Origin of the sequence: Aeromonas sp. V90_14 (genome assembly GCF_029967615.1) — a bacterium.
GTDB classification, from domain to species: Bacteria; Pseudomonadota; Gammaproteobacteria; order Enterobacterales; family Aeromonadaceae; genus Aeromonas; species Aeromonas hydrophila.
On record NZ_JASCAS010000030.1, the window covers coordinates 35001 to 47355 of the forward strand.

The window sequence follows — 12355 nt, forward strand, 5'->3', positions numbered from 1 at the left end:
GGCGACGTGATCGGCGACAACAAGCGCCTTTTGCATCTTCCCCCCCGATCCCCGACAATCCCGATACCTGTGAAGTGACGGGGATCCTTGAGGTTTTCCCGCGCTGACCCCTCTTTTGCTCTGGCGGGAATTGCCCATGTTTACCCTCTACCACTCCAATCAGCTGGATCTGCTCAAAGAGCTGCTGGTGAGCCGCATCCGGCAGGCGCCTCTCTCTCACCCCTTCGATAGGGAGCAGATCCTGGTGCAGAGTCCGGGCATGGCCCAGTGGCTCAAGCTGGAGCTGGCCAAAGCCTTCGGCATCGCCGCCAATATCGACTTTCCGCTGCCCGCCAGCTTTATCTGGGAGATGTTCACCCAGGTGCTGGCGGACGTGCCGCGCCAGAGCCCCTACAACAAGGGCGCCATGAGCTGGCAGCTGATGACCATTCTGCCTGCCCTGCTCGATCGCCCGGCCTTTGCGCCGCTGGCCGCCTATCTGGGCGGGGAGGATGCGGATCCTGCCAAGGATCCCGAGCAGGTGCGGCTGTGGCAGCTCTGCCAGAAGGTGGCGGATCTGTTCGACCAGTATCTGGTCTACCGGCCGGACTGGATCGCCCGCTGGGAACAGGGGGAAGGGTTGAGCCAGGAGCTGGCCGGGGTGAGCGGTCAGGATTGGCAGCCCGAGCTGTGGCGCGAGCTGGTGGCTCGCACCCTGGCGCTCTCTCCGAGCGGCTACCACCGCGCCAACCTCTACGAGGAGTTTATCCACGAGCTGGCGCGTACCGCCACGCTGCCGGGCAAGCTGCCGCAGCGGGTCTTCGTGTTCGGCATCTCGGCACTGCCACCGCGCTATGTGGAGGCGTTGCTGGCCCTCGGCAGCCGGCCGGAGGTGGAGGTGCACCTGTTCGTCACCAACCCCTGCCGCTACTACTGGGGTGATCTGCTCGATCGCAAGACGCTGGCGCGGTTGGAGAACAAGCTCAAGCCCGGCACCGACATCGAGACTCTGCAGGGCACCGCCAACCCGCTGCTTGCCTCCATGGGCAAGCTGGGGCGCGACTACCTGCATCAGCTGATGGAATTGGAGGTGCCGCAAATAGAGGCCTTCGTCGATATCGACGAGCTGGATGGCAAGGGCAATATCAGGCTGCTGCACGCTATCCAGAAGGATGTGCTGGAGCTGGCCGAACGGGGTGCCGGCCAGTTCGATCTCGACGCCAGCCACCACAAGAGCCCGCTCGATCCGGCGGATGGATCCCTGCAGATCCACGCCTGTCATGGCCCGATGCGCGAGCTCGAGGTGCTGCACGACCGGCTGCTGGCGCTGTTCGAGCAGGACAAATCCCTCACCCCGAAAGATGTGGTGGTGATGATGCCGGACGTGAACAGCTACGGCCCCTACATTCAGGCGGTATTTGGCGCGCGCGGCCAGATCCCCTTCGCGGTGTCGGATCGGGCGGCCAGTCAGGAGAGCCCGCTGCTGCAGAGCTTCCTCGCCCTGCTCAGGCTGCCCAACGCCCGCTTCGGGGCGGGCGAGCTGCTCGCCATTCTCGAGGTGCCCGCCGTGCTGCGCCGCTTCGAGCTGGATGACGAGGAGTTCAACCAGCTGCGGGTCTGGGTGCAGGAGACCGGCATCCGCTGGGGGCTGGATGACGGCTACCCAGAGCGCTTCGATCTGCCGCGCCTCTCTGGCAACAGCTGGCTGTTCGGCCTGCGCCGCATGCTGCTCGGCTTTGCCATGGGTGACGGCGAACCGGTGGTGGGCATCTTGCCTTACGCCGATATCGAGGGTCAGCAGGGGTTGGCGCTCGGCAAGCTCGCCTGGTTTGTCGACTCGCTGGCCGAATTTTTGCCCCGCCTGCAACAGGCGCAGCCGCTGGGGGAGTGGGTCGCCTGCCTCAACGCGCTGCTGGAGCGCTTCTATCTGGCCGACGAGGATGAAGAGCGCCAGCTGCAGCTGATCCGCAGCCAGCTGGCCGACTGGCTCGCCCAGCTTGGCGAAGCCCGCTTCGAGCAGCCCATCAGTGCCGATCTGCTGCAGGATTACCTCGGCAGCGTGCTGGGGGAGTCCCGCTCCAGTCAGCGCTTCCTCGCCGGTCAGGTCAACTTCTGCACCCTGATGCCGATGCGCTCCATCCCCTTCAAGCAGGTCTGCCTGCTCGGCATGAACGACGGCGTCTACCCGCGCACCCTGCCACCCATGGGGTTTGACCTGATGGCGGTGGCGGGCCGGCGGGGGGATCGCTCCCGTCGCGACGATGACCGCTACCTGTTCCTCGAGGCGCTGCTCAGCGCCCAGCAGGGGCTCTACATCAGCTATCAGGGCTTCAGCGCCCAGGACAACAGCGACAAGGTGCCCTCGGTGCTGCTGGCCGAACTCATCGACTATGTGCGGCAGGGTTTCGTGCTGGCGGGGGATGAGCACCTCGATGACGAAAGCTCCGGCAAGCGGCTGCTGGCGCACCTGATCACCCAGCATCCGCTCACCCCCTACAGCCACGCCTACTTCTATCCGGCGGCAGGTTCCGGCCTCTTTACCTATGCCGCCGACTGGCTGCCGGCCCTCCATCCGCAGCGCGGGGCGGCCAACTTCCAGAGTGGCGAGCTGCCCTTACCTCCCGAATGGGGCAAGGAGCAGGGGCTGGAGCTGGCGGAGCTGCTGCGCTTCTATCGCCAGCCAGCCCGCTACTTCCTCAACCGCCGTCTCAAGGTGTGGTTCGAGCTTAATGAGGCCAACATCGAGGAGAGCGAACCGTTCGAGCTGGATGGCCTGCAACACTATCAGCTGAAAGACCTGCTGCTCAATGCTCACCTGGCCGAGGGGGACAGTCCAGAGCGGAGCGATAGTGTGAGCAAACGGCGCGAGCGGCTGCAGCTCACCGGTCTGCTGCCGCAAGGGTGGTTCGGCAGCCTGCTGCTGGAGGATCTGGATGCCGAGATGGGCAAGCTGGCGGATCGGCTGCGGCCCTGGGTGGCAGCCAATGAGGCGGAGAAACAGGCGGTGGAGGTCGATATCGCGCTGGCCCAGGGTCAGCTGCAAGGGTGGATCGACACCCAGAAGGGACGCTTGCTGGTGGTCAAACCCGGCAGCTTCAACGGCAAGGATCTGTTGCTGGGCTGGATCCAGCACCTCTGCCTCTCCTTGAGCGACGCCCCCGGCGACACCCTGCTGTTTGACGCCAAGCAGAGTCTGCGGCTGGCCAGGCTCCCGGCTGACGAGGCGCGGCCCAAACTGGCGGCGCTGGTGGCGCTCTGGATGCAGGGGATGAAGCGGCCGCTGCCCTTCTTCCCGAGCACCGCCTGGGAGTGGCTCAAGGCGATCGAGAAGGATCCGGAGAAACCGGAGGCGGCCGACAAGGCGGCTCTCACCCGCTTCAACGGTGGCTACATGGCCAAGGGGGAGGGGGAAGACGCTTATGTCGCCCGCTGTTTCCCGGAACTGGACGAGGCCGTGCTGGCCCAGTTGCAGACGCTGGCCCGTGAACACCTGACCCCGCTGCTGACCACCATGGAGATGATGTAATCATGGCTAACCCGCTCAATACATTACGTTTTCCCCTCCATGGTGAACGACTGATCGAGGCCTCTGCCGGCACCGGCAAGACCTACACCATTGCCGGTCTCTACCTGCGCCTGCTGCTGGGTCATGGCCCGCTCATCGAAGAAGGTGAAGACGCCGGTCAGCCCAGCGCCCACGAGCGGCCGCTCTCGGTGACCGAAATCCTGGTGGTGACCTTTACCGAGGCGGCTACCGCCGAGCTGCGCGGGCGGATCCGCGCCCGCATCCATGAGGCGCGCCTCGCCTTTATGCGCGGTGAAAGCAAGGACGCCCTGCTGAGCCAGCTGCTGGCGGAAGTGGAGGATCACGAACTGGCGGCCCGCCGGCTGCTGGCCGCCGAGCGCCAGATGGACGAGGCGGCGGTCTTCACCATCCACGGCTTCTGCCAGCGGATGCTGAAACAGAACGCCTTCGAGTCGGGCGCCCTCTTTGAAACCGAATTTCTCACCGACGACAGCCAGCTCAGGCTGCAGGCGGTGAGCGACTACTGGCGATCCGAGTTCTATCCGGTGGACGAGGCGCTGGCCCGCGCGGTGCGTGCGCTCTGGCCGAGCCCCGCCGCCCTGCTGCGGGAGATGGGCAGCTGGCTCGACAACAGCGAGCTGGAGATGCGCCCGCCGGCGGGGGACGAGACCCTCGCCGCCCGCCATCAGGCGGCCATGGCCCGCATTGAGGCGGTGAAACGCGAATGGCTGGCGCAAGGGGACGAGATCCGCCGTCAGACCGATGGGCAAGTAAGCCGCTACACCGGCAAGAACTACGAAGGGTGGCTCGCCAAGATAGCCGACTGGGCACAGGACGAGGCCAGCGGCTACGCCATTCCCAAGGAGCTGGAGCGCTTCGGCCAGACGGTGCTGGAGGAGAACCTCAAGAAGGGGGGGGCGGTACCGACCCTGCCGCTCTTTAGCCAGATCGACGAATTGCTGGCGAGCCGTCCCGGTATTCGCGATCTGATCCTGCAACGGGCGGCGGTGGTGGTGCGCAGCCGGATGCAGGCGAGCAAGCGCCAAGCTCATCAGCTCTCGTTCGATGACCTGCTCAAAGACCTCGACGGTGCGCTCGGCTCCGGCCTTGGCGAGCGGCTGTGCGAGCGCATTCGCGCCACCTACCGGGTGGCGATGATCGATGAATTTCAGGATACCGACCCCCAGCAGTACCGCATCTTCCACCGTCTTTACGGTGGCCACACCGACACGGCACTGCTGATGATCGGTGACCCCAAGCAGGCCATCTACGGCTTTCGCGGCGCCGACATCTTTACCTACATTCAGGCGCGGCGAAATGTGAGCGCCCACTACACCCTCGGGCGCAACTGGCGCTCCAGCAGCGCGCTGGTGGCGGCGGTCAACGGTCTGTTCGAGCGGGCCAAGGATCCCTTTATCTACGAGGCGGATATCCCCTTCCTGCCGGTGGAGGCGCAGGGCAAGAGCAAGGCGCTGCAGCTGGATGGCGAAGCCGCTCCCGTGCTCCACTGCTGGCAGCTGAGCGGCCAGCCCACCTTCAACAAGGGGGATTACCAGAGCCGGATGGCCCGCGCCACGGCGGTGGAGATCCACCGCCTGCTGACCCAGGCCCGTGATGGCAAGGCGCAGATTGGTGACCAGCCGGTGAAAGCGGGGGACATCGCCGTGCTGGTGCGCACCGGCGCCGAGGGCAAGCTGGTGCAGCAGGAGCTGGCACGGCTCGCCATCGCCTCCGTCTACCTGTCGAATCGCGAGAGCGTGCTGGCGCAGGTGGAGGCGCGGGAGATCCTGCTCATTCTGCACGCCTGTCAGAACCCGGGGGAGGAACGGAGCCTTAGGGCGGCGCTCGCCACCGGGCTGTTCGATTTGGACGCCAAGGCGCTCGACGAGCTCGCCAGCGACGAGCGGGCGTGGGAGAGCGCGGTGCAGGAGTTTATGGAGTACCGCAAGATCTGGCACAAGCGCGGCGTGCTGGCTATGCTGCGCGCCCTGCTGCACCGGCGCAATCTCGCCTCCTCCCTGCTGGCGAGCCCGAATGGCGAGCGGCGGCTGACCAACTTCCTCCACCTCGGCGAGCTGCTGCAACAGGTGAGCTGCGAGCTGGATGGCGAATATGCCCTGCTGCGCTGGCTGGGGGAGGCGGCGAGTCGCCCCGACGGCCAGGATGCGGAGCAGGTACTGCGGCTGGAATCCGAGCGCAAGCTGGTGCAGATCGTCACCATCCACAAATCCAAGGGACTGGAGTACCCGCTGGTGTTCCTGCCCTTCATCTGCAGCCACCGCGCTGCCGATACCCCGCTGTTCCACGAAGCGGACGGCGCAGGCAATCGCACCGTGCTCGATCTCACCGGCGCCGAGGCGTCCCTGGCCGAGGCCGACCGCGAGCGGCTTGCCGAAGATCTGCGGCTGCTCTATGTGGCGCTGACCCGGGGCGTCTACGCCACCTGGCTGGGGCTGGCGCCGGTGCGCTCCGGCAATGGCAAGTCGGAGCAGACCGACCTGCACCAGACCGCCATCGGCTACCTGTTGCAAAAGGGTGAGGAGGGGGATGCCACCACACTGGCGACTGCCCTGACCGAGCTGGCACAGGCGCTGCCCGGGGTGGCCGTCGGTGAGCCCTCGCTCACTCGCCCGGCCCCCATGGCGGCGGAGGCGGAGCAAATGGGCGAGCCGCAGGTGCGCTACTTTACCGGCACCCTCGAGCGGGACTGGTGGATCAGCTCCTACTCCGGGTTGGCGGCGCAGGGCCACGGCCACAGCAAGGGGGTGCTGGCCAATCCCGGCTTCGATGACGAGGTCGTCACCGAGGCGGCTGCGCTGGCGGTTGAACAACCGGAAGAAGCGCCCCAGCCCTCCATCTTCACCTTCCCGAAAGGGGCGCGCCCCGGCACCTTGCTGCACAGCCTGTTCGAGACCATCGATTTTCAGAGCGCCGGCGGCGAGCCGCTGGCGGAGCACATCGCCACCCTGCTGGCGCAAGATGGCTTCGACGAGAGCTGGGCGCCCGTGCTGCAACAGCAGGTGGAGGCGGTGCTGGATACCCCGCTGGAAACGGGCTTTGGCGAGCCGGTACGGCTGCGGGATCTGGCCCCCGAGCGCAAGCAGGTGGAGCTGGAGTTCTTCCTGCCCATGGGACGGGTGACGGCACCGGCGCTGACCGCGCTCTGCCAGCAGTACGACCCGCTGTCGCGGGGCAACAAGCCGCTCAGCTTTGCCACCGTGCAGGGGATGCTCAAGGGCTTTATCGATCTGGTGTTCGAGTGGCAAGGGCGCTGGTATCTGCTCGACTACAAATCCAACCACCTCGGCATGAGCCCGGCCGATTACAGCCGCTCGGCGCTGGAGCAGGCGATGGCCGAGCACCGCTACGACCTGCAATACCAGCTCTACTCGCTGGCCCTGCACCGGTTGCTGGCCCTGCGCCTGCCGGGTTACGACTTCGAGCAGCACTTTGGCGGGGTCTTCTATCTGTTCCTGCGTGGCATGCCGCAGAGGGGGATTTTCCATACCCGTCCCAGCCGTGAGCTGGTGCTGGGGCTGGATCGGTTGTTTAGCGAGGGGGCGGCGCCCGCCCTCGCCGGGGTATCGGATAACGGGGTAGAAGCATGAACGGCACCATGATGATTGAACGGCTCAAGGCTTTGGCGCTGGCGGGCCGCATCCGCCAGCTGGATCTGCAATTTGCCAAACTGGTGGCCGATCTGGGCGGCAGCCCCGAGCTGGTGCTGGGGGCGGCGCTCACCTGCTTCGAGCTGGGGCGCGGCCATGTCTGTCTGCCGCTTGAAATGCTGACAGCTGGATCCTTGCGCCCGTTCGGGCTGGATCCGGATCAGAGCCGGGATCTGCTGGCCGATCTGGCGGATCCTGCCCGCTGGCCCGCCCTGTTTGTGGCAAGCCCGCTGGTTGGCACCGAGCAGGATGACGGGCTCGCCCCGCGCTGGCCGCTACGGCTGTGGCGCGGGCGCCTCTACCTCACCCGCTACCACGATCATGAACAGGGGGTGGCCCGCCACCTGCGCGCCTTGAGTGAAAGAGCCGAATGGCCGGAGATAGCCCCGGCCCTGTCGCGGCTGTTTGCCCGCGACTACGGCCTGGTGTTCGCGACACTGCTCAAGGCCCGCCTTGCCCCTGACTTTTCGGCTCGCCACTTTACCCTGAAGTACCTGGATCTGGTGTTCCCGAGCGAGGTGGATTGGCCCGCCATCGAGGCGCTGCTGGCCAGCGCCCAGGCGGCGAGCGACTTGAGCAAGCTGGATGCGCTGGTGCCCGAGGCGCTCTGCTGCAACGGCCAGAAGCTGGCGGCGGCCACCGCGGCGGCGCGCCCCTTTGCGGTCATCTCCGGCGGTCCCGGCACCGGCAAGACCACCACGGTGGCGAAGCTGCTCGCCATTCTGGTGGAGACCGGCCTGCAAGCGGGCAAGGCCCCGGCGATCCGGCTGGTGGCCCCCACCGGCAAGGCGGCGGCGCGCCTCACCGAGAGTATCGGCTCTGCCCTGCAGGCCCTGGATCTGCCCCCCGAGTGGGTGGAGGCGATTCCCACCGAAGCGGGCACCCTGCATCGGCTGCTCGGGGTGATCCCGGGGCGCAGCCAGTTCCGCCACCACGCGGGCAACCCGCTGCACCTCGACTTGCTGGTGGTGGATGAGGCCTCCATGGTCGATTTGCCGATGATGGCGCGTCTGCTCGATGCACTGCCGAGCCACGCCCGCCTGATCCTGCTTGGCGACAAGGATCAGCTCGCCTCGGTGGAGGCGGGGGCCGTGCTCGGCGATATCTGCAGTTTTATCGAACAGGGCATCAGCCCGGCGCAGGCGGATTGGCTCTCCCGCCAGACCGGCTACCGCTTGCAGGGCACGCCCGCGGGGGCACCGGTGCGCGACAGCCTCTGTTTGCTGGCCAAGAGCTGGCGCTTTGATCAGCATTCGGGCATCGGCCAGCTGGCGCGCGCCTGCAACAGTGGCGATGCCACGGCGGTGGAGGCGGTCTGGGGAATGGGCTTTGCCGATATCAGCCTGCACCCCTGGGCGGGGGAGGCCTACGACGCCCTGATTGCCCAGGGGGTGGCCGGTTACGGCAGCTATCTGAAGGCGGCCCGCGCGGGGGAGGCTCCCGCCGCCGTGTTCAAGGCATTCAACAGCTTCCAGATCCTCTGCGCCCTGCGTGACGGCCCGTTCGGGGTAGTGGGGCTTAACGAGCGGCTGGAACTTGCCCTGTCACGGGCCGGCCTGATTGCCCGCGATGGCGACTGGTATGCCGGTCGCCCTGTGATGGTGGTGCGCAACGACCACGGCGTGGGCCTCTACAACGGCGATATGGGGCTCTGCCTGCCCGATAAAACCGGGCGGTTAAAGGTCTGGTTTGAGCAGCCGGATGGCACCCTGCGGGCTCTCTTGCCAAGCCGGCTGCCGCCCCACGAGACGGTCTACGCCATGACCATCCACAAATCCCAGGGCTCGGAGTTTGCTCATACCGTGCTGGTGCTGCCCGACAGCCCCAGCCCGCTGCTGACCCGCGAGCTGGTATATACCGGCATCACCCGCGCCAAGGCCCGCCTCGATCTTTACGGCGATCGCGCCCTGCTGGCACAAGCGGTACGGAAAAAGACCGAGCGTTATTCCGGATTGGCGGAGAGGTTGGGGGAGTGATTGGGGATTATAAGGTCAGCTTGGTTTCCGCTCGTGTTTTTTAATAATTTGATTGATGCATCAGTCTAAGACCATAAAGTTAAATGAAATTGATAGGTGTTGAAATGTTGGAAGAAAAAATAAGGGAGTTTGTATCCAAAAAAGCCCTCGATTTCTCTGAAAATCTCCCGAAGTTCCAAGGTGGTATAATCCATCGAATGCAAAGAGTCAGAGCGACAGAGCGAGAAATTGCAAAAGAAAATGCAACTTTAGCCAAATGTCCCGATGATGTTAAAATTGAGTTGGAAAGTATTTCCATGCTTTTTGTATACGAATTTGAAAACTTTGAGAAAGTTCATTCGTCTCTACAGAAGTTATTTCCTGGAAATAAGAAAATAGCAAAAATAATTAATGATATACGCAATAGTCAAAATGATATTGACGGCGCTAGTTGGAGTGAGATCGGTTTAATTACTAGAGAGCACGAAGAATACTATTTCATTGATAGAGTAGAAAAAAGCACTCTTCCAGATTTAGTGAGTAGAGTTTTAGTTTCTCATTTTAAATTATTGCCATCACTCGCTTGTTTACAATTTAGAGTTATGCCGAGTGACGAGGTTAAAAAAAACTTGAATAGTCTCGCTGAAAGAACTTATCTTAATCACACTGTTTCCAGTAGCATTATGCCTCGTAAAATATTTAAAGGATATCACCGTAAATTTGAGAGCGTGGCTGCTGCGGTGGTTTCTGAAAAAATACAGAGTGTAGTGAAAATTACTAACAAGTGGCTGATGAAAGAACTAGGTATTAACCCTAAGAATATAGATGAAAGTGTCATACATCCGCTATATAAAATTGTTCATGGTTTACCGATAAATATTGAAGAGTTTTCGAAGGAAAATAGTATATGGCTTTCTAAATATGGCTTTATTCCATCTAGCTATAACTCGTACTACTCAGACATCGCTATCTTCAGTCCATCACTGAGCTATAATAATCGCTCCCATAGGCTAGACCCTTTGTTCTATGTTGATCGTAGTAAGGATCAATTTGATGTAGATGTTGATGGTTTGCTAAGAGGTGCGATGTCTTCATCTGTGCTTTTGTCTCGTCTATTTATATATAAGTCTACGATAGAGAGTTTGCGTTCAAAGGGGCTTATGGATTTAACCTCTAAATGGAAAGTTATTAAGAATTCAGGAGAGACACTATACAAACTAAAACATGTATTACTACGGCTTGATAGAATGCTCGTTGAAGCTGAAAAATTAAAACCTTGGTTGTATCACTCATTCGATAGTGCCTGCGTTATGAGCAGGAGATTTAATGGGGAAACGTCTACGCTACCGTCAGACATTATCGATATTGTTAACAATGAATTGATAGCTATTAAAAAATCTGCAGTAATGCTAGATAAAGCGCTCTCAGACCGCTTAGCCACCGAGAATATATATGCAATGTACCAACTGCAGCGTAAGGTTTTTTATCTTACTATAGTGGCTGTGATTATTGCTGGTGTCGGCCTCATATCAATATGGGATAAGATTACATTATTTTTAAAATCAATCATTCCTTTCTTTGAAAACTTATAAAAGTATTTTTATCTCGTATGTTGGACTTCGCAGGCTCAGCACCAACCTACCGATTATGTAGGTTGTGGTTGAGCGTAGCGAAGCCCAATGTTTACCGCGCGTTCTCTTTTTCTTTCCCCTCATCCCCAACCCTTCTCCCGCAAGGGGAGAAGGGAGCAATGCCGTTACCGCTGTTCGATTACGTTTCGCTAATCGAACTTACGAGAGGGTCAGGGTGAGGGGATCATTCAGGTATTAGATGGTGAGCTCCAGTCGGTTGCCTTCCGGGTCGAGGAAGGTGCTCTCGTAATAGCCGTCGCCGGTCCAGCGGGGGCCGTCCAGATGTTTGACCTCGGCGCCCTTGAGCAGCTTGAGGCGGGCGGTCATCTTGTCCACCTCCTCAGTGCTGCCGAGGGAGAAGGCGATATGGGCCAGCCCCTGCAACGGGTGTGGCAGGTGCAGATCCGCCGGAAACAGGATGGGGGTGTGCATCAGCTCCAGGCTGGCGCCCCCTTCGAAGCGCACGAAGTAGGAGCTGAACTGTTTGCTCGGGTTGTGATAGCGCTCATTGGCCTGCCCGCCAAACAGGGTGCAGTAAAATGCCTTGAGCGCCTCCAGATCCTGCGCCCAGATGGCGACGTGATGGATATGCATGGCTTGTCTCCTGTGACTTGATGCCCTTAATGCTATGCTGGGGCCTATTCCTTCGACATGGCTGAGCCCGTCCTGATGATGTCTGAAACTGCCAACACCGATCTTGTCGATGTCTCCCCCGACTGCCGCGAACAGATCTGCTGTGACAGCCTGCTGCCGGCCCTCGCACAGGAGCAGGTGTGGCTGGCGGGCTATTCCCGTCTCAAGACCCGTTACCGCATCGCGCGCCGCTTTGCCGATGTGCACTGTTTTCTGCTGACCCTGGGCGGCGAGGGAGAGGTGCAGGTAGGAGATCGCCGCGAGCGGTTGCAGGTCGGGGAGTGGGCGCTGATCCCGGCCGGGGAGCCGCTCTGCTATCAGCTTGGCGAGCAGCTTAGTGAGCAGGTGAACGAGCCGTTGGATCAGCCGTTGAGTGAGATGGGCGAGTGGGAGCTGGTGTGGCTGCTGCTGCACAAGGATTCCCCCTGGGATGCCTTCGCCAGCCACCCCCGGCTCGGTTGCACCTCCCAGCAGGCAACCGTGCTGCGCACGATCGAGAACCTCTATGCGGAGCAGGAGCGCCATCAGGACCCGCTGCTCAGCGCCCTGCTGGTAGAGCAGCTCGGCTTTTACCTGCGCCGTCTGCTGCAGAAGGGGGAGGGGCAGCGGCGTGGCGAGCGGCTGGCGCTGCGCCTCGAATTGCTGCTCAAAGAGGCGCTGACCGAGCCGTGGGACATAGCGCGCATGGCTGGTGCCCTGCATCTCTCCGAACGCCAGCTCTACCGGCTCTGCCAGCAGCACTTTGCGCTGGCGCCCATGGCGCTGCTGCAACGGCTGCGGCTACAACGGGCGGCGCTCTTGCTGGCCAGCCGGGCCGACTCGGTGAAGCGGCTGGCCGAGCAGTGCGGCTTCAAGAACGAGTACCACTTCTCCACCGCCTTCAAACGCCAGCACGGGCTGGCGCCCAGCCACTATCGCAGCCTGCATCATCCCGCCTTTAAAACCGGACAAGTGTGAAATATT

General features: G+C 61.9%; 6 protein-coding genes. 5 read left to right on the plus strand and 1 reads right to left on the minus strand.

Annotated features, from left to right (window positions below; all coding sequences use genetic code 11):
• Positions 1-136 precede the first annotated feature (136 nt).
• The 4 genes from recC to QLG02_RS11400 all read left to right on the plus strand — a co-directional run bounded on the left by recC (position 137) and on the right by QLG02_RS11400 (position 10720).
• Positions 137-3505, plus strand: coding sequence for an exodeoxyribonuclease V subunit gamma (recC, locus tag QLG02_RS11385; protein ID WP_282465207.1), 3369 nt, complete (start codon positions 137-139; stop codon positions 3503-3505).
• A 2-nt stretch (positions 3506-3507) separates the two neighbouring features.
• Positions 3508-7113: an exodeoxyribonuclease V subunit beta gene (gene recB, locus QLG02_RS11390; protein ID WP_282465208.1), complete on the plus strand. Its 3606-nt coding sequence runs from the start codon at positions 3508-3510 to the stop codon at positions 7111-7113.
• Entirely contained in the window at positions 7110-9149 is a 2040-nt protein-coding gene (gene recD, locus QLG02_RS11395) for an exodeoxyribonuclease V subunit alpha (protein WP_282465209.1), read from the plus strand. The genes recB and recD overlap by 4 nt, the downstream gene beginning before the upstream one ends.
• A gap of 83 nt (positions 9150-9232) precedes the next feature.
• Positions 9233-10720: a hypothetical protein gene (locus QLG02_RS11400; protein WP_282465210.1), complete on the plus strand. Its 1488-nt coding sequence runs from the start codon at positions 9233-9235 to the stop codon at positions 10718-10720.
• A 234-nt stretch (positions 10721-10954) separates the two neighbouring features.
• Here QLG02_RS11400 and QLG02_RS11405 read toward each other — a convergent pair whose 3' ends face one another.
• Entirely contained in the window at positions 10955-11353 is a 399-nt protein-coding gene (locus tag QLG02_RS11405) for a VOC family protein (RefSeq protein WP_201355205.1), read from the minus strand.
• Positions 11354-11428: 75 nt separating this feature from the next.
• Here QLG02_RS11405 and QLG02_RS11410 point away from each other — a divergent pair, with 75 nt between their 5' ends.
• On the plus strand, positions 11429-12349 hold the full coding sequence (locus tag QLG02_RS11410; protein ID WP_282465211.1) for an AraC family transcriptional regulator: 921 nt from the start codon (positions 11429-11431) through the stop codon (positions 12347-12349).
• The last annotated feature ends 6 nt before the right edge of the window (positions 12350-12355 follow it).

Coding starts and splice junctions, on each gene's coding strand:
- recC (WP_282465207.1), top strand. CDS start 137: ATGTTTACCCTCTACCACTCCAATCAGCTGGATCTGCTCAAAGAGCTG.
- recB (WP_282465208.1), top strand. CDS start 3,508: ATGGCTAACCCGCTCAATACATTACGTTTTCCCCTCCATGGTGAACGA.
- recD (WP_282465209.1), top strand. CDS start 7,110: ATGAACGGCACCATGATGATTGAACGGCTCAAGGCTTTGGCGCTGGCG.
- QLG02_RS11400 (WP_282465210.1), top strand. CDS start 9,233: ATGAAATTGATAGGTGTTGAAATGTTGGAAGAAAAAATAAGGGAGTTT.
- QLG02_RS11405 (WP_201355205.1), bottom strand. CDS start 11,353: ATGCATATCCATCACGTCGCCATCTGGGCGCAGGATCTGGAGGCGCTC.
- QLG02_RS11410 (WP_282465211.1), top strand. CDS start 11,429: ATGATGTCTGAAACTGCCAACACCGATCTTGTCGATGTCTCCCCCGAC.